A 22,388-nucleotide genomic window follows, 5' to 3' on the forward strand; every position below is an offset into this window, starting at 1 on the left:
TTCTAGCTGAAATGAAAAAATTAACCGGACTATTTTTGGATCGTTTTTACTTAGATATTATTGAAACTAAACACAGCTCGATTTCAACCGTGCTGACGCAGCAAGTAAACTTAAGCAAATGACAAGACTGATGAGCAATACAAACAGCAACCATAGAGGAACAAGAGGAGCACTCACATTATCCCGAAGCAACGTCATGAGTAAGACATTTCCCGTCATCAAGTCAATTAACTTCACAAAATTGCTTAAGGGCATGTAGATAACGGATTGATCGGAAAACAAAGCATCTCCACCGATTAGTTCATTGGTATAAAGATAGATGTACGCTAGAATTAAACTTCCGATAGCGACAACACTGGATATGAAACATGTTAGGATCTTAGCTACAATAGACTTGCGAGTGACTACCGCACACAGTAAACCGACAGAACTGACCACTAGCATCATACTTCCTAGAATCCCCGCTGTTATGCCCATCATTTCGAATGGCACTCGACCGTATAAAAAAATACTTCCATAGAGCGGCGCCGTAACAATGCCCACTAGGAGCATAAAACCAACTGATGACATCATACTTCCTAAAAGAACGGACCATTGCCTGCCGCTAGTCTTCGACGTCTTTTGATGTGTGTTTAGATAGTTTATTAGCTTTTCACGGCGCGGCAGAGAGACTGGCATTAACAACGCTATAAGGCCGATTTGAATTAAGGTGATGAACACAAATAAACCTTGACTCAGTAACGGGTTCAATGAATCAAAAGCAAAGAAACCAACCGATTTGAAGCCATATAGGTAAAGCAAAGTCAAAAGCACGCTATACACTACCATAAGGGACAGCTGCCGCTTTTGGCTTACAAAACTCTTCGCTTCCTCTCTGGCGACATACCATGTATAGTTCCAACCCACGCGCTCATTTTCTTTTAAGTCACTCATCAGATCTCACCTCTCCTTCGAGCGTGAACATTGGCATTTCAGGGTGCCTTGGTCCATTGATTTCATGACTAATTTCTAACCGAATAGAAAATGTATCTTCTGCACTAAGATACGGCTTTATCACCATTTCTTGTTCTATCGCTTCCCAAGCATTCTCTTCTCTGTTATAGATAAGAAATGAAACCGATGGATGAGATGAAAGATCTGCATTCATGCGTTTCCATTTTACAAGGTCTAGTTCTTCACTCACAGGAAGCTTATAATTGAACGTATAAGTGCCAGGTTCTGCGCTAAGAATATCCCTTTCTTCATCAATGTGAATATCCCTTTTGGAATCATCTCCTTCAATAGAAACGATTAAATCCTTCTCACTGATCTCCACCTGCCCCTCCAGTTGATAATCTACTTGGAGTTTTTGAAGAACCAATTGATTTGTTTGCGCATCCTCAATATCGGAAAAGGACTCAATGTCACGTGTGAGACCGACAAGGAAGGGTGCCGGAGTGCGTGATGTTTGTTGGTCTACATAAAGTCCTAAGCGGCCAATCAACCTATCATAGACCTGTCTTTGCTCTTCTGGAACGACACCATAGTCAACAAGTGCACCGAATGCCACAGGAGTAGGAGATCTGACGAGCGAAGTTGAGATGTCCTCATCAATAACGAAATGTTGACCTCTCCCAACATGCCCTAAAAAGACCGCTTTGTCTCCATAGAGTAAAATAAGCTCAGAATAGGATCTCGTTGTTTCATTGGTCAGCTCCCCAGCCAACATCCCATCTTCTAATCGTAAAGACCCTTGAAAAAGACCAATCTGCTCATAAAATACATTCCCTTTGACGTGGTAATCACTCCAATACGATGTATTGTCAAGTTTCCCTTGTGTATGTGTACCGTCATAACGAAGCAGTAAAGGCACATCTTCATCTGGATAATAACTTACAACTGGTAAGTCAAGTTGCACGGATTCGTTGAAACGAACGGTTTTGTCTCCACCTACGCTCGTTAATAATGAGATACCCGCTTCTCCAGTAGCGCTCCCATCCGGATGAAGATTGACTATGCTGACTTCGTTCACGGTCATACCCCATAGACGATCTTTCGCTCCAATCAACACAATTGCTGTAAAAAGAAGCAATGAAATAGAAGGAACAACCCACCACAAATATCTTTCTTTCTTTAATCGAGTGAACAAAAACCACATGCTCGGAATCGCAATGAATGTTAGGACACTCATCATGACAATAACTCCCCATAAAGGCATCGGGGTTGAAGGGAAAGATCCTCTTTTCGGAAATGACGCAGACGATTCCGTCGTTGTTACATCCATGGAAAGAGCATGGTTAAGAAAGGCTTGCATTGGTAGGTTTTCATTGTTCGCATGAGTAAGTCCTAATGCAGTGGTGGAAAAAGGAAGCTGAAAAATGTGTCCGCTCCCAAGTGTCTCATTAGCAAACCGAGGAAGCTGTAAACTTTCTAAACGAATGTAATCAACCCCAGGTGGAGGTTCAACTGGAAACGCCTCAATGGTTTCAATTGATAATGAATCTCCAGTGGTCAAGGGCACTGGCAAAAGGTCGTATAAAGGATCTTGTTCTTCAGTAACCTCCCCCTGCCCGCCAAACACAAGCGTGCCTCCATGACCGACCCAACTCGTAATTGCCTCTTGCTGTTGAGCGGTCAGCGTGGAAACGGCCGCTAAATCCATAATTAACATGTCGAGAATACTTAATCCAACACTCTCATCAGGAAAATCCGTCCGTTCGACATGCAAAATCATCGCATCATTGTTTTTGAGATATTGATGCCCTTGTTCGGTCGAATCCAACGGTTCATTTGGTGCGTAATACCCGATGATCTTTGCCTCTGTCGAAGTTCCAGTATAGTCAAGAGAAAGATCACCAGTAAGCGGAATGTCTTTGCCATCCTCTATAAGACGTATTTGTTCTATTGAATCATTTGGACTGCTACGAAAACTTCTCGAATGTTCTGGTAGTGAAACGACGATGGTCTTCGTTGCACTCTTTTCGATTTCAACTGCTTTCCGAATCGACAGTTGCTCATGAATGCCTGTAATTTCAAGTATTCCGTTTATATCGCGAAGCATCTGATTCTCAAGAGTCACCGTCAGAGGAAAACCTTCTCTTGGTTTAACTAATCCGTCAATTCCAGATTCTAATGTTACGTTGACGCCACCTTGAGTGTAAACGCTCTCGATTGGAATACAAATAAATAGCAGCACGAACAACATCAACCATAATTTTCGAATTCATAACACCTCGCTTTCATTTCCATTCCGTCGTTTTTGCGACTTCTATATAAATTCGCTTCAGTCCGTGTTGAATTTATTAGACAACTCCAAGCGCTCTTGATGAAGGGCATTCTTCAGTCTATCAATATACTGCTCCCTTGAAATCAGTTGCTGGTCTGCAAGCATGTCGATCAACACTTGGACACTAAGTTGATTTTGCCGGATTTCAACAACATTTTCCCCAAGCATCTCTACGAGTTTCTTTAGCTCTTCTTGGCCTTTATTTTCTGATGAAGGTCGCGTAAAAAAAAGGCAATTTCCTCTAGTCGCTGCAAACGATGGGTCCAATACGAGCGATATCGCTTCCTCCGCCTCGGGCAGTTGCACCCGGAGTGCATTATCAACAAAAAAAGCCCTGAGCTTCTCGGTCTCGATGCCATCAAAATGAATATAGAAACCATTGCTATTCTTATGTATGCCTTCTTGAATGGATGTAAGTTGAACAGGGGTTTGATCGATCTCTAGCCACATAAAAAAGCCTCCTTTACGTTTATGGTAAAGGAGACCAATTGAAAACTCAACTTTGAAATTTCCAATTCATTTCTAAGACTGCGATTGTGTTTTGCCAGCCTGGTTTGTATAATCAGCCATTTTATATGCATGAACGATGCTGTAGAACATTGCGATAATCAGAAAAATCTGACCGAAATCCGGAATCACTTTTACGTAGGTAACCATTAACCCTGCATACACAACGGCAAAAAGAATACCTTTGGCTCCATCATCATTGTACACTTGGCCAACGCCTGGCCAAATGAAGCACAAGGCAGCAGCCAATAAAGGAATCTTCTTTCTCATTGTTCTGCCTCTACCCCTTCAGTGGAAATATCCTTACATTCTATATTATTCCCACGAGCGAAAGCATTCAACCCTTCACACACACATTTTTAAGATGTTTTTGACAAATGGCTAGAGAAATGAACAATAGTGATTGCTCATTGCGGTTGCACCCTTCTTTTCCAACAATGCTACTCTCTATTTACCTAACGCTTCAAACCTTGCAAAAACAGCTCGACGACAGCCATTGTTTCCTCAACGGCTTGTTGTTGATTTTGATGCTGAGCACACCATAAGGACGCTTCGTTCAGTGCACCGGAGAGTAAATGTGTTAACGCTTCAACTGACATTTCCTTAATTAATCCTTGCGCCTGCATTCCTGTCAGCTGCTCATGCAGTAATCGCATCGCGTTCTTTTGATCGAACGTACGCCATGCCTCCCAACCTAAAACGGCAGGACCATCAATTAACATAATACGTTTGTGATCTTCTTCAATGGCAGCAGCAAGAAACGCTCGACAACCTAATTGTAGTTGCTCCCAGCCGTCTTCCCCTTTCTCAGCTTCTTGCTCTACACGCTTTCCCACCTGTTCGTGCACAGATTCAAAAACGATGCGGAAGAGCTCTTTTTTGTTAGGAAAGTGATGGTAAAGCGCTCCTCTCGTCATATTCGCATCCTTCACAATAGCTTCCAACGATGTATTTGCAAAGCCGTGATCTGTAAAATAGTGACGTGCAATTCCAATGAGCTTCAGTATCGTCTCTTTCGTCTCAGCCTTGTTCTTTTTCATTTTAGCGCTGCCCCTTCCTTTTGAAAGTTTTTCAATAAAGCGATAGCGCCTTTGTCTTCTACCTTTGTTAACGTTCGCAAGGCATGACGAGCCGTCTGAATGCCATGCTCACCTTCATTTTCTAACCTAGCCTCGATATAGTCTAAAACGAGCGCTCTGTGCTCCTTCGACAAGTCATTAACATGATTGGCGACAGATTTGCGTACATAAGGCGAGGAGTCATGAAATAATGGGGCAAGTAGAGACAAATTGTTCGCAGGGTCTCCGCCTAAGACATTGATCTTTTTCGCCCAAGGCAAACGAGGTCTTGTCCCTTCACTTACGAGACGACGAACGTGGGCGTTGGGATCCTTACGCCACTTCTCGAAGAGCTGTAGACAATCCGATTCATAAGCATTAATAAAAGGTCTTACAGCATACTCTGATGTATGTCGCTTTGTCATCTTATAGAGTGCAGTCATAGAGCCCTCAAAATCGTGAACGCCATATTTTTCTACAAAAAACGTAATCGGCATCAAGAAATACCCTTCAGTAAACATGCCTTTTTCTGATTGATTTTCGGGTCCAAGAATGTGCATGAGTATCGACAACGCTTGTTCATAGTCTTCGGGCAAAGCTCGATAAAGCTCATCTGCAATAACCTCTACTCTCTTTTTCAACTCAAATGGACCCACTGCTTTTGCTACACGTTCAATAAATGAATCCGCAGGGAATTGTTGATCGAGAGGCTTAATCAGTTCGGCTATTCGGGTGGCCAGTTTTTCATCAAAATAGTGCTTCAATGCGGTTGGTGAACTCACTGATTTTTGCCTTGATTCGACTCTGTCCAAATGTCCTCATTGTACTGACTGCTGAATTCCTCTGACGGGGGGACAATTGAAATGATATCAAGCAAAATGCCATTTGGATCGCTCGTTATAAAATGACGTTGACCAAATTCCTCTGTTCGAATGTCTAAGTGCACTGGAAGCCCTATTGTCTTAATGAGCTTCTCATACACAGCATCAACATCGTCCACCTCAAAATTTAGTATCAAACCACTCGTCTCTTTGCCAAATGATTTAGGAATCGTTGAATGTGAAGGTTCCAAAATGGCCAACTCAAATGGAATGGTACTTTGGTTCATTTTCAAACTCACATACCAATCCGTTTCAAATACAGTCTCAAAACCAAAATGTGTGACATAGAAGGATGCTGTTGCAGCAACCTGCTTTGTTTGAATGACTGGATAAAAACTATTGATTTTCATTTATCTTGCTCCTTTATATTGTTTTTTTATAATTTAACATACATACAGTACGTATGTAAAGTGACTATAATGATCTATCTAGCAAAATAAAAAAACAAGTTAATGCTGATTTGCTATAATTGTACGGTCATGATCTAGGCAGCTCAACGCAATGAAAAAGCGACATAGTGAGGCTACTCGCTCACTATGTCGCTTTAAGTACAATAGACATTCGGATGGATAAGGTTTCGTTTCAATGTATGAGGTCGATGATCAGATGGTTGGCCATTCCTCTTCTAAACAATCGGCTACCACACCCATCGCTGCTTTGCTTCCAGAGGCGGCGGCTAAGACTAGCTGTGCAGGCATGACATACGTTGCGTCACCCGCTGCGTAAACGCCTGGTGCTGACGTACGACCCCATCCGTCAGTTACGATCCCACCTTGTTCGTTCATCTCATAGCCAAGCATGTCCTCAAATTGCACCTGTGGAACCATCGTAGGGGCAATAAATCCCCCAGTTCGTGCAATTTTAGTGCCGTCTATCAGTTGTACATACTCCAGCTTTCCCTCCCGTCCTATAAACGCTTCCACCGGTGTTTTCACGATTTGAATTCCCCGAGATGACAACAATTGCTGCTGCTCAGCTGTTAGTACATCTGCGCCATGAGTGCATACCGTCACATCTTTGCTCCAATTTAATAGTAATTTAGCAGTGTGAAACACATGGGGTTGATCAGAAACAATGACCAACGGTTGATCCCTTAACTCCCAGCCATCACAAAATGGACAATTAAACAAGCTTTTCCCATAGAATTGATGAACCCCTTTAATATTTGGTAACTCTTCTTTTAGCCCACCGGCAAGGATCAGCTTCCTTGCATTGACTTTTTCACCAGATGATTTCCTTAGAACGATGTCCTTACTTTCTTTGTCCCGATAAACCTCAGTCACTTTTACTGGTAAATGTTCCACTGTTGGATAGCGTAATACCTCTTCATAACCAATCCGCCTAAATTCCTCTGGCGTTACACCATCCCTCGTAATAAACCCGTGTGAAGCATGTGTCACGGCATTACGGGGGCTGCTATCGTCAAATAGTGCAATCCGTTTTCTTGCCCGTCCTAACACAAGCGCAGCATTCAATCCAGCCGGTCCTCCACCAATAATTGCGCAATCGTAAGCCATTATGAATTCCTCCAGTTTTTTTATATAAAAGACTTCACAGAGTATTTATATCTTTAATTAAAGCAAACGAAACCAGGCTATTCTTCGACAGATTTTGAATTCGCTTTTTACTATTATATACATCTCCCTTCTATATAAAGGACTTTATGTATCTATAATAGGCGCAATAAAAATTACCGTCAAGTTTTTTGCAAAAGATAATGCATGATGAAACTTTTTTATGAAATCCCGTGAGACGTTGTCTGCATACTTGTGTTTTTTAAGTTTAAACAGTTATAACTCATTACTAAAGAGCGCAAGTGGATGCGCTCTTCTGAAAAACTTCTCTTCAAAACGTTAATGCTTACCCATCCACAATAGCCTGATTTCATCAGACATATTTTACTCAGCAACAATATATCCACTGCTTGATATTTAAAGCCATTCTCCCCCCGGATAAAGCGTTGAACTGTACAAACGTTTGGTCTGAGGCAACGGCTTAGAAGCGCCCTGTGAGACATCCTGCTTCTTGCTGGAGAATAGATATGCATTGGATTCGTCATAAATGACGATATTCTCCCTACCGCTGCCAAGGAGATCCGCATGTACAACATACCCATCGACAGGAAATGTCACGACCGGGTTCATCCATCCGTCATACAACGTTGGATAAACGCCTCCTCCTCGTCGGTACGCCAAAATATAATCCAGCTTGTTTTCATCCCACTGCCGAACCGTATCAATAATGGTCAGCCAACCTTTGCTCTTTCGGTCTTCTTTCCAAATTTCCTGACCATTTTGATCCAACAAAAATAGGCCATCTTTGCCCGCTTCATCACCACGAATGATGCGATCCAATCCTGCAATTTGGCAGCCGGGGAGGTCATCCCGATAGTTCCCTACCGCGATATGCTGTGATTCAATCGAGTCTTCATACCGCCACAGCTCAACACCTTGCCAATCGTACATGACGGTCACACTGCCACCAATTACAATATGGGGGACTCCCTCTTTTTGTCCATCTGTGTGAGCGATCCATATACAGTCTGCATGATCCTCAAGTGGCTGGCATGACCACAACTTTTTCCCGTCATAATTGAGAAGATCATACCCCGCCATCACCTCGTCACGGCCGTCTCCGTCAAAATCATACACCCATGGAAAGTGGCCTGGATTCCCTTCGTATTCCCAGAGCAATTCAAATTTTCGGTCTACTGCCCACATTTTATGGTACCGATTTTTCAGGATAATGTCGCTAGGGTATTCATTCCCAGATAGATTCGCGATAATAATACAATCGTGTGCGTCCGGTGCAGGTAGGTCATAGGCTTCCTTCACGTTCCCGCTCTTTCCATCCAGCACAAAAAACTGATCATTCATGACACATAGCACTTCGTTGTGACCATCGCCGTCGAGGTCATAAATTTGCGCTGGGTAATCTGCCCCTGGGCCTCCTGGTTCTGGATCAGGCATCCCGCGTTGCCATAACATGTGACCTTCTAAATCAAAAGCGGTCAAGCATTGCACCTGATAAGGAACATACCTTGCATCGATGCCTCCGATTGGCTGAACCATCAGAAGCTCCATCCTGCCATCGCCATCAAGATCACCAACAAGCATTTTGCACCCTTTACCAGCGGCGCGAATATCAACATTTCCTAAGTCAAACGGGATGCTTGTACCATTATGTTCGCTATTCATCATGTTCTCTCCTCTCACTCTGTCGATCAGCTGCAGGGCAGTATACTTGTGCCCAGTATGTATAAGATGAAGCAGGTATTCTATTTTGCTTCCCTCAACAATTCTCTTTAATTAACGGTATAAGTTTATCACAAAACGCCCCTAATGTAAGCGTTTCATTATTCTTTTGCAGAGCTTTAAGCAAGCAACCATTCTTCCTCGTTTGTCTTACTATTGATGTAATAAGGGGGAAGGAGGAACGAGGAAATTTTTTCTTCACATCCTTAGTCACGGTTTCATTCAGTATGTATAGGACGTTTAGAATGGAAAATGACCGAATACATATGAAATAATGCAAAGACAATCACGAAGATGAAAAACGAAATAAGTGTGAACTTGTTGGGGAGACATTAATGAAAAATACGGTTGTTTATCTGTTATTACTTTTCTATATCTATTGTTTGTTCAAAATTGTCGTGCTCAAATTCGGTCCATTCCATATAGAAACTCTGCTGGATAATCTACAGCGAAATACGGCAAACCCTGACTACCTTTTATACGCCCTGCATTCAGGAAACCTTGTGCCTCTCAGAGAAATCACCCGAGCACTAACTGCGTTAACGAAGCACACTTTGTTGAACTTGTTCGGAAATATTGTGATTTTCATTCCGTTTGGCGTTTTTCTCGGTACCTTGATGAAATCCAAGATCCTTCAATTCTTGAGAGTATTTATCCTATCTTTTGGGCTAAGCCTTAGTTTGGAAAGCGCACAGTTATTCTTTTCAATGGGAACGTTCGACGTTGATGATCTCATTCTGAACACCGTTGGAGGCTTGATTGGTTTCGTCTTTTATGTGCTTATCTCCCGACTGTTAAAGGATAGAAAAAAAGTCAGTTAATTCATCTTTAACGAACACCTCAGATACTAAATTCGTCGAAATGTTTATATTGGAATGTTCATTCCATAATGATATAATCTCATTAGGTGATCAAAAATGGCGCGTCCTAAACAATTTGACAGAGATCGAGCTCTTGCACAAGCGATGTATACCTTTTGGGAAAAAGGCTATGCTGCGACGAATGTTCCAGATTTATTGACAAGTATGGGCATCAGTCGTTCCAGTTTATATGAATCCTTTACAGATAAACAAACGTTATTCGCTGAAACCTTGAAGCATTATGAGCATTCCGGCAAACAACGCTACAACCTTTGGAAGCAGGCGCCTTCTGTAAAAGAAGGGTTGAGGCAGTTTTTTTCTTATCATATCGCTCAGGCACTGGATGATGAGACGCCTGGAGGTTGTTTTATGTCCAATACGATGGTGACCTTTGATCAAATGGATCTCACGATGCAGCAGTTGATTGAAGAAAGCTTTGAGTCCTTTGAACAGTCCTTACAACGTTTATTAGAACAAGGGCAACGGACTGGGGAAATTGCAGCAGACCGAGACATACATTCACTTGTCACTCTCTTCCATAGCCTCAATCATGGCATTAACGTAATGTCCAAAGTAAATAAGAATAAAAAAACTTACGAACAGATGGTCGAAGAAGCCTTAAAGCTGATTTGACCTTATTTTTCGCAAGTTTCGGAACGATCATTCCATTAAGAGACAATGTTGGGTCTAAAAAGGGTTCTCTTTTTTCCGGAACGTTCATTCCGGAAAAAGTCATTGAATCTACGCTGTTGATCACCTGAATTTTTCTACTAAGGAGAAGTGAGATGAAAAAAACACTCGTGATCGAAGCGCATCCCCATTTGCATGATGGGTCACGCGCTAATTTGTGCAGAGTCGAGGCATTACGTTCTCATTCGAACATCACCGTTCATTCCCTTTACGAAGTGTATCCGGATTGGACGATTGATACCAAGGACGAGCAGCAGTTGCTTCTTGACCATGACCGGATTGTTCTTCAATATCCTCTATATTGGTACAGTGTAACTCCGCTTTTAAAAAAATGGTTTGACGATGTATTGGAATATGGCTGGGCTTATGGGTCTAAAGGGGTGCAGCTACAAGGAAAGCAGTTTATCCTTGCGATCACAGCCGGTGGAACCCTCGAAGATTATCAAGCTGGTGGGTCTGATTGGTTTTCAATCAGTGAATACACGAAACCTTTGCAGGCAACGATCGTTAGGTGCAGAGGTACGTTCCTCCCATCATGGATCACTTACGATGCGGACCAATTGACTGAAAAACAGTTGCAAATTGAAGCAGCAGCCTATGTGAACTACATTCAAGACCAATCCTTGAAAGCTTACAAACTTTAAACGGCCTATTCATCTTAGCCCATGAGCCCGCCAGTTTGTTTATTGCCTAAGAACCTGAGATGAAGTTGCCTTATAGTACAAACAAAGAGACGCCTACATTCGGGCGTCCCTTAGTGATTTCCTCTAACTTTATAAAGCTATCGTTAAAATTTTTTTAAAAGAAAGCCTTCTAGCTTCTTTCCCCCGTACCATCCACATAAGGAGTCCCGTCACGCCAGCCAATGGAAACGCGTGAGATATACCAGGTTCTCCCCATGTCGTTATTGCCTTGAAAAAACAGATGCGTTTGCGAATTCTCATCTGTAAAAACGAACGGATGGCCTGATTCAGACTCGTTCCAGCTTCCTGGTTTTCCGTTTGACAAGAACGGCTCTTGGAACAAGCGGGTCCACTGAACGGCATCCACACTTACTGCACAGCCAATTTGCTGTGGTTTGTTGTTGTATGCACCGGCGTAAAACATATACAGTTTCCCTTCCCGTTCACATACTGCTGCAGCTTCAATGCATTCTTGCTCCCACGGCAATTCGGGATAAAGAATCGCCTCATCACATTCCTGGATCCAGTCTGACCGAACGAAGTCAGAATCCAACGAAGCAGATGCAACTCCTTGCATCTGAATGTCGCCTTGGGGATCCCTCGTCGCGAAGTACAGCCATAATTTCCCTTTAAATACGATGACATCTGCGTCTATAGCTCTGCCGTTGTTCCATGGCCCAGTTGGTCGAAAGACAGGATTTGTTGAATTCTTCGTAAAATTGGTTCCGTCGTCGGAAACCGCATGGCAGATCGCATCATTTGCACCGTTTCCGTATGTCTGATAAAACACATGGATTCGGTTATCGAGCACGATCGCCCCTGGTGCACAAATCCCCCTCTGCTCGTAAGTCTGGTCTTCCGGGATCTCCCCTACCGTTTCCCAATGCTCCAAATCATCACTGACCGCAATACCGATGGAGAAGCCACGATCACTAGTTTTTTGCTCGCCGACATAAGGACCAAGCGTATAATACATCCAATACTTCCCTTTAAAAGAAACGACCGCAGGGTCCTTCGTAAAGGGTCGTCCTCGTGATGTGTCCGCAAACTTCATTCGTCGTCCTCCCTTATTCCTGTCTATCCGGAATGTACTTATACATATCTTCTGCTAGAAAAGCAGTGTCTTTGTTCTCCATATACCATGTCTGATAAAATTCTTCCAATTGCTCTCCTCCTGCCTCATCCCATGCCTTTTTCGCATCAGCCACTGCTTGCTCCACCGGATATTGCTCTCCTGATACAATCGCCTGATCATAGATATTTTGAATCGCGTCATTTGCATTTTGCGAGATCAAAATTAAATGATTGGGAATTTGCGGCATATGTTCTCCGTGCGTAACAAAAGGATAGTCATTGTTTAAATTCAACTCGTTATTTCTGTGCACGATATCAATAAATTCTTTTTCAAGCGGATTTTCTTCATCTAGACGGTTTGCCAAATCACTACACGTCCCCAATTCAGCTCTTGAAACCAACATATGAAAGTCGACGTTCCATGAAACTTCTGCGGTATATTTATCCCCATCAATAATTTCCGGACAGCCTTCTGAATCTAACTCGTAGTGTTCGCCTTCAAATCCATTTCGTAGATTCACTGCATTCTCAGGATCTGCCATAAAGTCAATGTACTCAACAAGGGCTTCTGTATTGTCCGCTTGTGCGTTGACGACAGCTGTCATTTGGACAGGATTCGGTAATCCAACAGAAAAGCGACCAAAAGGGCCTTCCGGCAAAATAGGGATGACATCCGCTTCGGGCACATTTCTTTTCAATGGACTGTAAAAGCGATCGATATCAATTGTATCAACCGTACGGCCTGCGTGAATGCCAACCTTCCCGGTGACCCAATCTTGAAGTGCCTGCTCCCCGTTTAAGTCGGTGAGAAAGTCAAGATCCGCTAATCCTGAATCATAGGCTTCTTTTCTGAAAGCGAGGTCCGCTTCATACCTTTCCCAATCTTTTACCCATTGGTCCTCATCATTAATGACCCACGTGACATTTTGAAACAAGGAACCGATCGCACCAGCAGTCTCACCACTCAGAGCAATGCCGAAAGTGTCGTCTACGCCATTCCCATCAGGATCCTCGTACGTGAACGCATTGGCCACTTCGAGCAATTCTTCCATTGTGTCCGGCACTTCCAGATTCAAATTATCCAGCCAGTCTTTTCGAATAAAAAGCGCTTGAAAACTGTGTAGGTAGGAGACTCTGCCAACTTCATATAGTTTTCCGTCATCCTTTGTTCCTAACGTTTTTAAGTCCGGATATTTTTCCATCAGCGCTTTATACGTGTCGCTATGTTCCTCGATGAGACCACCGATGGGCATTAATTGTCCTTGTTGATACAGTTGATTCCGGTACCCTGTGTCAAATTCAAACACCAAATCCGGAGCATCGCCTGAGGCAAACAACGTATTAAATGTTTCCACGGATTCCCAACGTGGAATGGTTTTGTAATTCACCTTAACAGCCGATTCTTCGTTGATCCATTGCGTCCATAGATTGTCATCAATACTGCCTTCCTCTCGAGGAATTGAACCGCGGTCATAGAGAGAGACGCTAATTTCCGGCTTGCCACCTGCTGTTTCTCCGCTTGCCTCTTCACTGGACCCTCCATCATTTGAGCACCCAGCGACCATTAGTAAAAACGTGCACAGGCCCCCGATGGTAGCTGTCTTCCATAGCTTTTTCCTTAATCTCATGATTTAAAGACCTCCCCTATACTATTTTGTGTTCTAAACCTATCCCTTAACAGAACCGAGCATCACCCCTTTGACGAAGTACTTTTGCACGAACGGGTAGACAATCAGCATAGGAATGACCATGAAAATAATGCCCGCCGAGCGGACGGATTCTGGGGTCATTTGCATTTGGCTTGCATCTTCCGGCGTGGCATGCATCATTTCCTGCATCAGTGACTGGCTCTGAATCATCTGCTGCACAAGAACGGGCAGGTTATACTTACTTGTGTCATTGATATAGATCAACACCTGCATAAACGCATTCCAGTAGCCAACACCATAAAAAAGTGCCAATGCCGCAAGTACAGGCATAGAGAGAGGCAAAATGATCCGTATTAGCAACTTCCACTCGTTGCAACCATCGATCCTTGCTGATTCCTGAACTTCCTCGGGGATGTTCTGGAAATAGGTTCGCATCACTAGCATATTGAAAACGCTTACTAAATTTAAAATCCAGACGGCTGAAAATGTGTTAATAACATCAAAATACTTCAAGACAAGAAAGGTCGGAATGATCCCCCCTTGGAAAAGCATTGTAAACACAAGCAGCAATGTAAAAAAACTTCTTCCGATAAAGTATTTCCTGGAGAGAGGATACGCCGCAAGAATCGTAAACGCCATGCTGAAAATCACCCCAAGAACGGTGATGGTTACACTGTTCAAGAAAGCCTGGATGATATTTGTTCCGTTGATTAGCAATTTATAGGATTCCAACGTCCAGCCAACAGGTACAAGTGTAACCATCCCTGACAGCACCGCATGAGAATCACTAAGAGACATAGCTAAAATATGGATCAACGGGAATACACACGTCAGAGCTCCGACGGCTAGAAGAATATAATTGACGGAATAAAACACTTTATCTCCAAAAGAATCTCTCAATGATCCAGCCCCCTTTTGAGTAACAAAATACGTCGTCTACCACAACCCACGATTGAATCGCCTCGCAATCCAGTTTGCCGTTAAAACGAGGACAAGTCCTACGAGAGATTCAAAGAACCCAAGTGCAGTCGTTACACTGTATTGCGCGCCAAGCAGTCCAATCTTATACACATAGGTACTAATAACTTCTGAAACGCCCGCGACGACAGAATTTTGGAGCATGAATACTTGATCGAATCCGACTTCCATGATCTGCCCCATCGATAAAATCAGCATTAAAATGATCGTGCCGCTGATTCCTGGAAGTGTGACGTGCCAAATTTGACGAAATTTATTGGCCCCATCCATACTTGCGGATTCATACAAGCTCGGGTTTATGGCTGACAAGGCAGCCAAATAGATAATTGCTGAAAAACCTGTTGTTTTCCAAACCCCTGAGGCTAGAAGAACAGCAACCCAAGCGACCGGCTCGTACAAAAAGGGATATACGTCGCCTGTTAGTTTTTGCACCCATACATTAATGATGCCGCTTTCCATCGATAACATTGCAATTACGATACCGGCGATAACGACCCATGAAAAGAAATGAGGCAAGTAAACGAGCGTTTGCACAGACTTTTTAAACCAGCTTTTGCGCACTTCATTCAACAAAATCGCCAGCAGAATTGGCAACGGAAATCCCACGACCACCTGAAGCACACTTAACATTAACGTATTTCGAATAATATTCAGCATCTGCGGCGTGTTAAATAGCATTTCAAAATTGGCCATCCCTACCCACGGACTCCCAAACACTCCTCCAGCCAAGCTGTACTGTTTAAAGGCAATCACCAAGCCTAGGATGGGACCATACTTAAACAGTAGAAAATAAATAAGAACTGGAGCAAACATAATGAACAGTGGCAAATTCTGACGTAAAAGCCTTTTCCGTCGTAATTTCCTTGACCTGGCTATAACGTCTTTTTGAATGGCAGGTGCTGATTCATTTCCTGCGATACGGTTGAATTTCATCATCCATCCCCTTTCCCTGCGTTTTCTTATGTACTGCACATTCAACTTACGACATTCGCATTATTCAGGCAATAAACTTTATTTTCATGAGTAAACCCAAAATAACTCCTTCCTACATCCTTTTCCTAAGTAACAAAAACTCCTTGTCCCCAAGGATTGGGTCAAGGAGTAAAGACACTTAACTTGTTTTATAGGCTTAACAATTATTGATTCACGTTCTGCACCGCCTTGCGATACTCTCCAGGAGGCACTCCGGTAATTTTTTTAAAAGCACGTGTAAAAGAGACTACGTGAGTATAGCCGACTTTCACTGTGATCTGCTGTACCGTCTCTTCCGTCTCAGATAGCAACGTCTTTGCTTGGCGAATTCGGACGTTCATCAAATAGTCTACAAATTTCTCGCCCATTTCTTCTTTGAAAATCCGACTCAAGTACGTCGGTTGGATGTTAAATAGGTCGCTCAAATAGCTTAAAGACAAATCGATACAATGGTAGTGCTTTTCAATGTATTTTTTGATATCAAGAATGGACTGACGGTGGATATTTTTATTCCTGATGTGCTGAAGATCTATTTCTTTATTCGTCAACCAGTCCAAAACGTAGTTAGAAATATCATCCAAGTTTTCGAAACGATTCGTTTCCATATCCGACAACAACGACGAGCCGCTGTTCCATACCTCGACATAGTCGTAAGCAAGTGAATTCATTTCCTGTTGCATCTGATAGGTAAAATACGATAAGATGCTCGTTAAAAACTGCATAGAAACTTGGTCCTTTCTAAACAAGTGGAACAACTGACCCAGTCCGCCTTGCCAGTTCCCTTCCCCTTGCTTGAAGCGCTGGATGATTTCTTCCACCAACGGAATGTAATGCGTGGAATCGATCTGGTTTAATCCAGCAATGTCTTCATGTGCAATAATTCGTTGTCTGCCAAGCGTTATCTTGTGCGAGAGCGCTCGTTTGGCTTCACTGTAAGCCAACGGGATGCAGTCCATATCATGTTTGACACTGCCTAGAGCGATCGTAATCGTGAATTGCATTTCTGAATGTATCCAGTTCTGATAGCGCTCCGCCAGTTGATGCCAGCCAAGATCCGTTTCACGGGAGCACAAAACCACCGCTGCCAGACGCCGATCTGAAACCCATTCGTGCCAAATGGAGAACGCCGCATCGCCGTCCACCATTTCCTCTAGCACTTTTTTAACAACATAGTTTACCAACGCAAGATCCTTTTTACTGTGGTTGTCGAAAAACTGTTCATAATGATCGATTTCAAAAAGCAATAGGCACGCTTCATTTAACTGAAAATCCGAAGATAATTCTCTCTCATCCGCCCACTCGTCAAAGGAAATCACCCTGTTTCCTTCCAACCATTCCTGAAACAGCATTCGCTGCTTATACATAAGGTTTTCTTTATTTTGCTGATCCATTTCCGACGATTCTCTTAGCAAACTCTGAATGGCGGTATTAATGATTCCCAGTTCATCGCCAGAAGGATCTCTAAGAAATGGACGATTTCTTTGTTTAGAATACGAGTTGATGCTTTCCATGATGGATTGAATTGGTTTATTGTTACGATGACTCATGAGGATAATCCAAACGACGCCAAGAAGTACGCTGACTAAGGCAACGGCGAACCATACATATGAAAACAACGAGAAGATATCGAACCATTGTTTTTCCTGCAAGCCGCTCATTATCGTCCACCCTGTATAGGAAGAGCGCCCGTTGGACAACTTTGTAATAGCCTCATGGGAAGAATCCTTCGCAGCTGGCTCACCTAAGAAAAAGACGTCGTGACCTCTTTGATCAATTAAACGAAGGTACGTCAATTGAGAGTCCGTTGATGTGGCAATTAATCGTCGCAACGCATCGGTATGAACATTGATGACGACGAACCCCTGATTTCCTGTTAATAATGAAACGCTACGTACCAACGTCGTGACTTCCTCGTTCTGATTTCCGACAGTAATCGTCCGGACTGAGCTCCAATCGGTTGGTGTCTCCTCAGAATTCAGCAATTGCCCAATAAACGCCCCATCCCAAAATGATTGAACGGTTGTAAATCCGTAGGACGGGTTTAAGATGGCCTGGTCCTTGTGCCGGTACAAATAGATGGTGCTGAATAACGGCAGCGTCCGCTCCAACTGATCAAGCTTAAGATTGGTCTGGTAATTCACCCATGGCCGTTCTGTCTCCTCATCAAAAGTCTCATTAAAAAAAGACGAAAATGTATCTGTCCCCTGAATTTCTTTCATCACCATGTGATCGGTCAGTCGCAAATAGTATTCGATAGTCTCCATGACATGTTCCGCATAGATCTGATTGACCTTGACAGCCTCATTTTTAGTCAGTTGATAAATAAATAAAAATGAAATAACTATCAGGATAGAAATGACGATGCAAAACATCGGTAAGTAAGAAAGAATGAGACGATAAAACCATTTTCTATGCATTTCTAATCTCCCTTGGATGTATTCTATTCAGCAAAAGGAAAACGCTTACATTAAATGAAAACATGTTGCATCTTCATTTCCGTATATGTACTATCGTTATGCCCCCCTAGCATCTATCGTACCAAACTTATTCGTTGTCTGGGCAGGTTCTCCCTTCTCTTCATAGATGAGACTACAGTAAAAAAGAAAAAGGCCCCTCGTTTAAGAGGTGACCTTTTCAAATTCGTCACTGCTGATGTAATTTACTATTACATCTTTGGGAAGCATTATTCCTTTAACTGCTCCTGAGCTTTTACGGGGATGTCCTCCCACTGGACTTCATCGTATGACGTTACTTCATTTTCGTTTTTTACGTAAAGCTTCAAATAGGCATCCAATGCAAGTTTTTTCGTAGCGGAATATTCAACGACCAACTCCTCGCCTTCTTCATTAAACGCCAGCGCTTCGTACCAATAACTTTTTACTATTTGTCCTGAATCCAGCGTTGTTTCTTCCACATTAGCGGGTTCGCTCGTTTGAATATAGAGATGTTCCTTCCCCATTCGATTAAAATCAACTGTTGCTAACACAACAATCCCACCAATAAATAGAATGACTACCGTAATGATGACGCCGACAACCTTTCGCATAAAAACGCCCTCCTTCTCCTAATTGAATACACTTTTTTTGAATTTCTTCACTGTAGCAACATAATAAATACTGTAAATGAATCCATAAGCGAGCACCCATAGCAACACCGGGAACCATAAATTCATTTTAAAAAGCGCTGAAAAAGCAACTAACGCAACGATGCCATGAAGGACTCCTAAAGCAAATGGGGCCATGAAGATGACGCCAATTTGATGACGGATACTACGTGTCATGTCTTTTCTGGACACACCGACCTTGTGAAGGACTCTGTATGCCTCTTTATCGGACTCCGCCTCTGCCATCGTTTTAAAATAGATAATGCTTCCTGTAGCGACTAGAAAGACGAGGCCTAAAAAGCTACCCACAAACAGCAAGACGCCAGACGCTTCAATGGCGTCCTTATACTCCTGTATGGCACTTGAAAAATTCTCAGTAGACGTGGCTAATGCTTCAGAAACAGCCATCTGCTGTACTTCGCCCTCCACCTGAACAGCTTGAAACACTTGCTCTTCTACATCAATCTCCTTATACTGCTCATCAGGTAAAATGATGGCAGCTCCTCCTAACGTCCCTACGTTAAAAACAGGCGTCGTTAACATGGATGATACCTGATAATGCTCATTTTCCAGCTGTACTGAAGATGGTTTTTCTGCCCATCGCTCATCAAAAAACGTATCGATCAATATGGCACTGTTGGCATCAGGTGTTTCAACTGTTTCCTGACCGAGCTGATCGGCTAACGCGGCATACATCGTGTAATTTATGAGGGCATATTGTCGCACTATCCCATTATTCTCTTCAATACGAACCTGCTTGCTGTGAATCGTTTCGTCATACGTAGTCAGGGATGGATCAATCTGCTGATCTTCCCCCTCCCACATAAATGTAAATGGTGCAGAGATTTGAACCTCTTTATCAGCGGTATAATACAATCCAAATACTGCCCCACCCGCGGTAATAGTGGTTGCGCTCAGTATAGCAATGATGGTCAGTGAACGTGCATTTCCTTTTACCCGATAAAGAAGTTGTGATAGTGTCCATAAATGGAGACCATTCCAAGCAAACGAGCGACGTTTTTTTACGACATGAAGCGCGTAGACGAGCACACTGCGAAACAGGAAGTACGATCCTAAAACAATCAGACCAATGATGACAAGGGGCATCGCCAGACCCAATATCCGCCATGCGTCTGAGGTCATGAGATCCTGCAGCGCCAGCCAATACGCAGCACCGAGCGTAATCACTCCAATAATGGCTGAAAAGACCCTTGCTTTTGGAAGCTCTTCTCCCTTTTTTTCCGCATGAAACAGGTCAATTAATGAAAAGCGGTAAATGATAAAATACCCCTGCACCGATGTAGCGAGAAAAAGAAGAAAGAAAACCAACGAAGTTTCGACGACTGCGCTCATGGAAAAGGCAAAACTAAACACCATCTCCAGCCCCATCAGCTTCATTAACAGAATCAGCAAGACCTGTGAAAATAAAAAGCCAAGGCCGATCCCTACGATTAAAGAAATGACACCTATCGCCAAGTTTTCCAGGAAGAGAATCAAACCAATGGAACGCTTCCGCATACCCATCAGTGAAAATAAGGCGATTTCCTTTTTTCGTCTCTTCATAAAGAACGAATTGGAATACGCGATAAAAACGGCAGCGAAAATCAACAAGATAAACGCCGAAGCACCCATAATTGCACTAATTTGCTTTGAGGTCTCTGACAAAGCGCTAATATCCTCGTTGTATTTCAATGTAATAAAGGTAAAGTAGATGATGATTGAAAAAATGGTCGAGCCGATATACAATCCGTAGCTTTTTATATTGCGCAACCCATTTTTAAAAGCGATATCAGCTAATGTCATCGACACCACTCCTCATACGTGCCAACACATCCATGATCGTTTGAAAAAATTGCTTTCTCGTTTGATTTTGGCGCACAATTTCCTCAGATAACTGACCATCCTGAATAAATAGAATCCGACGGCAAAAGCTGGCCGCAAACGCATCATGCGTGACCATCATAATCGTCGTTTCCCGCACCTCATTTAACCTGCTCAATCGTTCTAGAAAATCCTCTGACGCTTTTGAATCAAGCGCACCCGTCGGCTCATCTGCAAAAATCATTTTTGGGTCGTTAACAAGCGCGCGACATGTCGCTGTTCGTTGCTTTTGACCACCAGAAATCTGATAAGGATATTTATTTAATAAGGAATGAATCCCGAAATCCTTCGTAATGGCTACTACCTGCTTCTCCATTTCGGCAACGGGTCGTTTGGCGATGGCCAGTGGAAGCAAGATGTTTTCTTTCACCGTCAAAGAATCTAGCAGATGATAGTCCTGAAAAATAAAACCCAAATGGTTGCGGCGAAAATCCGCCAGTTTTTCTTCCTTCATTTTCGCGATATTATCCTTTTCAATATAAATATCGCCCTCAGTTGGGGCATCAATGGTTGCCAGCACATTCAAGAGCGTTGACTTGCCGGAACCTGATGGCCCCATGACACCTACAAATTCTCCATGGGCCATTTCAAACGAAATTTGTTCCAACGCTTTAAATGTGTTTGTACCTTTCCCATATGTTTTTTCAACATTGTTTACAGCTAGTAAAGATTCCATCGTACGGGCACCTCCCTCTCTTGGCTTAACTATATCCCTCCATCCTTAACCTGAAATCACGCCATCCTTACAAAATCCTTAATTGCAAAAACGGCCTAAAAAACGTGGTACTATGAAACAGAAGAATTTCGCTTGAAAGGATGATGACGATGGCACAGCCACGCATTCTAGTCGTAGATGACGAAAACGATCTATGCAAGTTAATGGCAGCAGCCTTACATAAAGAAGGAATTGAAAATGTGGAGACTGCGGGCAGTGTGAAGGAAGGTTGGGAGCAGTTTCAGCGATTTTCTCCCGATTTAGCGATTGTTGACATTATGCTACCTGACGGAGATGGCTACGATCTCTGCAAAATGATTCGCGACGTATCGAGCATTCCAATTTTATTTCTTTCTGCAAAGGATGATGAAGCAGATAAGATACTGGGACTCGCACTCGGTGGTGATGATTACATTACGAAACCGTTCAGTCCTAAAGAAGTCGCCTATCGTGTCAAAGCACAACTTAGGCGAGCGGGCTTGTCTTCCAATGAAGGTGACGCCTCAGCAAATCAACGTACGACGACCGTCGGCCCCTTCTCCATCAACAGTGAGGAAACCGAGGTAACAAAAAATGGCGAGGGGTTGAAATTAACGGCAAAAGAAGTTGGTATTATGGCTTGTTTTATGAGGAACCCCAACCGTATTTTAAGCAAGGAAACGCTCTTTCAAAGTGTATGGGATGAAGACTTTTTTGGCGGAGATAACACATTGCTTGTGCATATTAGAAGATTAAGGGAAAAAATTGAGGATTCGCCTTCCACCCCCAAATACATTACGACCGTCAAAGGTCTAGGCTACCGATTTCAGGGGAAATAG

The 22,388-nt window shown here is 43.0% G+C and carries 21 protein-coding genes; 4 read left to right on the forward strand and 17 right to left on the reverse strand.

Annotated elements, in window-relative coordinates; translation table 11 throughout:
* Positions 1–66: 66 nt before the first annotated feature.
* From EV213_RS08870 to EV213_RS08910, 9 genes are all read right to left on the reverse strand, one after another.
* Positions 67–933 carry a hypothetical protein gene (locus tag EV213_RS08870; protein WP_133580171.1) on the reverse strand — a complete coding sequence of 289 codons (867 nt, stop codon included), beginning with the start codon at positions 931–933 and terminating at the stop codon, positions 67–69.
* Positions 926–3,175, reverse strand: coding sequence for a type 1 glutamine amidotransferase family protein (locus tag EV213_RS08875; protein ID WP_133580172.1), 2,250 nt, complete (start codon positions 3,173–3,175; stop codon positions 926–928). Before EV213_RS08875 ends, EV213_RS08870 begins: the two co-directional genes overlap by 8 nt.
* An 87-nt stretch (positions 3,176–3,262) precedes the next feature.
* Positions 3,263–3,715, reverse strand: a complete 453-nt coding sequence (locus EV213_RS08880) for a hypothetical protein (protein WP_133580173.1) — start codon at positions 3,713–3,715, stop codon at positions 3,263–3,265.
* A gap of 72 nt (positions 3,716–3,787) precedes the next feature.
* Complete coding sequence (locus EV213_RS08885) at positions 3,788–4,042, reverse strand: hypothetical protein (protein WP_133580174.1); 255 nt, start codon at positions 4,040–4,042, stop codon at positions 3,788–3,790.
* 185 nt (positions 4,043–4,227) lie between these two features.
* The gene (locus tag EV213_RS08890) at positions 4,228–4,812 is read right to left on the reverse strand and encodes a TetR/AcrR family transcriptional regulator (protein ID WP_133580175.1); all 585 of its coding nucleotides are present in this window, start codon (positions 4,810–4,812) and stop codon (positions 4,228–4,230) included.
* On the reverse strand, positions 4,809–5,612 hold the full coding sequence (locus EV213_RS08895; protein WP_133580176.1) for a DNA alkylation repair protein: 804 nt from the start codon (positions 5,610–5,612) through the stop codon (positions 4,809–4,811). Before EV213_RS08895 ends, EV213_RS08890 begins: the two co-directional genes overlap by 4 nt.
* Positions 5,609–6,061 carry a VOC family protein gene (locus tag EV213_RS08900; protein ID WP_133580177.1) on the reverse strand — a complete coding sequence of 151 codons (453 nt, stop codon included), beginning with the start codon at positions 6,059–6,061 and terminating at the stop codon, positions 5,609–5,611. The genes EV213_RS08895 and EV213_RS08900 overlap by 4 nt, the downstream gene beginning before the upstream one ends.
* 252 nt (positions 6,062–6,313) lie before the next feature.
* Positions 6,314–7,228 carry an NAD(P)/FAD-dependent oxidoreductase gene (locus EV213_RS08905; protein ID WP_133580178.1) on the reverse strand — a complete coding sequence of 305 codons (915 nt, stop codon included), beginning with the start codon at positions 7,226–7,228 and terminating at the stop codon, positions 6,314–6,316.
* A gap of 414 nt (positions 7,229–7,642) precedes the next feature.
* Positions 7,643–8,911, reverse strand: a complete 1,269-nt coding sequence (locus EV213_RS08910; RefSeq protein ID WP_424923036.1) for a rhamnogalacturonan lyase family protein — start codon at positions 8,909–8,911, stop codon at positions 7,643–7,645.
* A gap of 389 nt (positions 8,912–9,300) precedes the next feature.
* Here EV213_RS08910 and EV213_RS08915 point away from each other — a divergent pair, with 389 nt between their 5' ends.
* The 3 genes from EV213_RS08915 (at position 9,301) to EV213_RS08925 (ending at position 11,159) form a co-directional block, all read left to right on the forward strand.
* Positions 9,301–9,786, forward strand: coding sequence for a VanZ family protein (locus tag EV213_RS08915; RefSeq protein ID WP_133580180.1), 486 nt, complete (start codon positions 9,301–9,303; stop codon positions 9,784–9,786).
* Positions 9,787–9,882: 96 nt separating this feature from the next.
* Complete coding sequence (locus EV213_RS08920) at positions 9,883–10,458, forward strand: TetR/AcrR family transcriptional regulator (RefSeq protein WP_133580181.1); 576 nt, start codon at positions 9,883–9,885, stop codon at positions 10,456–10,458.
* A gap of 152 nt (positions 10,459–10,610) precedes the next feature.
* Entirely contained in the window at positions 10,611–11,159 is a 549-nt protein-coding gene (locus EV213_RS08925; protein WP_133580182.1) for an NAD(P)H-dependent oxidoreductase, read from the forward strand.
* A gap of 169 nt (positions 11,160–11,328) precedes the next feature.
* Here the strand turns inward: EV213_RS08925 and EV213_RS08930 are convergent, their stop codons facing one another.
* The 8 genes from EV213_RS08930 to EV213_RS08965 form a co-directional block, all read right to left on the reverse strand.
* Positions 11,329–12,252, reverse strand: coding sequence for a family 43 glycosylhydrolase (locus EV213_RS08930; RefSeq protein ID WP_133580183.1), 924 nt, complete (start codon positions 12,250–12,252; stop codon positions 11,329–11,331).
* Positions 12,253–12,265: 13 nt separating this feature from the next.
* Positions 12,266–13,900 carry an extracellular solute-binding protein gene (locus EV213_RS08935; RefSeq protein WP_133580184.1) on the reverse strand — a complete coding sequence of 545 codons (1,635 nt, stop codon included), beginning with the start codon at positions 13,898–13,900 and terminating at the stop codon, positions 12,266–12,268.
* A gap of 39 nt (positions 13,901–13,939) precedes the next feature.
* Entirely contained in the window at positions 13,940–14,821 is an 882-nt protein-coding gene (locus EV213_RS08940) for a carbohydrate ABC transporter permease (protein ID WP_133580185.1), read from the reverse strand.
* A gap of 36 nt (positions 14,822–14,857) precedes the next feature.
* Positions 14,858–15,832 carry an ABC transporter permease gene (locus EV213_RS08945; RefSeq protein WP_133580186.1) on the reverse strand — a complete coding sequence of 325 codons (975 nt, stop codon included), beginning with the start codon at positions 15,830–15,832 and terminating at the stop codon, positions 14,858–14,860.
* A gap of 203 nt (positions 15,833–16,035) precedes the next feature.
* On the reverse strand, positions 16,036–18,288 hold the full coding sequence (locus EV213_RS08950) for a helix-turn-helix domain-containing protein (protein ID WP_133580187.1): 2,253 nt from the start codon (positions 18,286–18,288) through the stop codon (positions 16,036–16,038).
* A 266-nt stretch (positions 18,289–18,554) separates the two neighbouring features.
* Positions 18,555–18,917 carry a YxeA family protein gene (locus EV213_RS08955; RefSeq protein WP_133580188.1) on the reverse strand — a complete coding sequence of 121 codons (363 nt, stop codon included), beginning with the start codon at positions 18,915–18,917 and terminating at the stop codon, positions 18,555–18,557.
* An 18-nt stretch (positions 18,918–18,935) separates the two neighbouring features.
* Positions 18,936–20,777 carry an ABC transporter permease gene (locus tag EV213_RS08960; RefSeq protein WP_133580189.1) on the reverse strand — a complete coding sequence of 614 codons (1,842 nt, stop codon included), beginning with the start codon at positions 20,775–20,777 and terminating at the stop codon, positions 18,936–18,938.
* Complete coding sequence (locus tag EV213_RS08965) at positions 20,764–21,531, reverse strand: ABC transporter ATP-binding protein (RefSeq protein ID WP_133580190.1); 768 nt, start codon at positions 21,529–21,531, stop codon at positions 20,764–20,766. Before EV213_RS08965 ends, EV213_RS08960 begins: the two co-directional genes overlap by 14 nt.
* Before the next feature lie 149 nt (positions 21,532–21,680).
* On the opposite strand from EV213_RS08965, the gene EV213_RS08970 reads away from it, so the two are divergent.
* On the forward strand, positions 21,681–22,388 hold the full coding sequence (locus EV213_RS08970) for a response regulator transcription factor (RefSeq protein ID WP_133580191.1): 708 nt from the start codon (positions 21,681–21,683) through the stop codon (positions 22,386–22,388).

It is taken from the genome of Aureibacillus halotolerans (assembly GCF_004363045.1).
GTDB classification, from domain to species: domain Bacteria; phylum Bacillota; class Bacilli; order Bacillales; family DSM-28697; genus Aureibacillus; species Aureibacillus halotolerans.

What these genes read in the sequence shown, in the direction of transcription:
- EV213_RS08870 (WP_133580171.1), bottom strand. Translation starts at nt 933, where the DNA reads ATGAGTGACTTAAAAGAAAATGAGCGCGTGGGTTGGAACTATACATGG.
- EV213_RS08880 (WP_133580173.1), bottom strand. Translation starts at nt 3,715, where the DNA reads ATGTGGCTAGAGATCGATCAAACCCCTGTTCAACTTACATCCATTCAA.
- EV213_RS08885 (WP_133580174.1), bottom strand. Translation starts at nt 4,042, where the DNA reads ATGAGAAAGAAGATTCCTTTATTGGCTGCTGCCTTGTGCTTCATTTGG.
- EV213_RS08890 (WP_133580175.1), bottom strand. Translation starts at nt 4,812, where the DNA reads ATGAAAAAGAACAAGGCTGAGACGAAAGAGACGATACTGAAGCTCATT.
- EV213_RS08900 (WP_133580177.1), bottom strand. Translation starts at nt 6,061, where the DNA reads ATGAAAATCAATAGTTTTTATCCAGTCATTCAAACAAAGCAGGTTGCT.
- EV213_RS08905 (WP_133580178.1), bottom strand. Translation starts at nt 7,228, where the DNA reads ATGGCTTACGATTGCGCAATTATTGGTGGAGGACCGGCTGGATTGAAT.
- EV213_RS08910 (WP_424923036.1), bottom strand. Translation starts at nt 8,911, where the DNA reads ATGATGAATAGCGAACATAATGGTACAAGCATCCCGTTTGACTTAGGA.
- EV213_RS08915 (WP_133580180.1), top strand. Translation starts at nt 9,301, where the DNA reads ATGAAAAATACGGTTGTTTATCTGTTATTACTTTTCTATATCTATTGT.
- EV213_RS08920 (WP_133580181.1), top strand. Translation starts at nt 9,883, where the DNA reads ATGGCGCGTCCTAAACAATTTGACAGAGATCGAGCTCTTGCACAAGCG.
- EV213_RS08925 (WP_133580182.1), top strand. Translation starts at nt 10,611, where the DNA reads ATGAAAAAAACACTCGTGATCGAAGCGCATCCCCATTTGCATGATGGG.
- EV213_RS08930 (WP_133580183.1), bottom strand. Translation starts at nt 12,252, where the DNA reads ATGAAGTTTGCGGACACATCACGAGGACGACCCTTTACGAAGGACCCT.
- EV213_RS08935 (WP_133580184.1), bottom strand. Translation starts at nt 13,900, where the DNA reads ATGAGATTAAGGAAAAAGCTATGGAAGACAGCTACCATCGGGGGCCTG.
- EV213_RS08945 (WP_133580186.1), bottom strand. Translation starts at nt 15,832, where the DNA reads ATGAAATTCAACCGTATCGCAGGAAATGAATCAGCACCTGCCATTCAA.
- EV213_RS08950 (WP_133580187.1), bottom strand. Translation starts at nt 18,288, where the DNA reads ATGCATAGAAAATGGTTTTATCGTCTCATTCTTTCTTACTTACCGATG.
- EV213_RS08955 (WP_133580188.1), bottom strand. Translation starts at nt 18,917, where the DNA reads ATGCGAAAGGTTGTCGGCGTCATCATTACGGTAGTCATTCTATTTATT.
- EV213_RS08960 (WP_133580189.1), bottom strand. Translation starts at nt 20,777, where the DNA reads ATGACATTAGCTGATATCGCTTTTAAAAATGGGTTGCGCAATATAAAA.
- EV213_RS08965 (WP_133580190.1), bottom strand. Translation starts at nt 21,531, where the DNA reads ATGGAATCTTTACTAGCTGTAAACAATGTTGAAAAAACATATGGGAAA.
- EV213_RS08970 (WP_133580191.1), top strand. Translation starts at nt 21,681, where the DNA reads ATGGCACAGCCACGCATTCTAGTCGTAGATGACGAAAACGATCTATGC.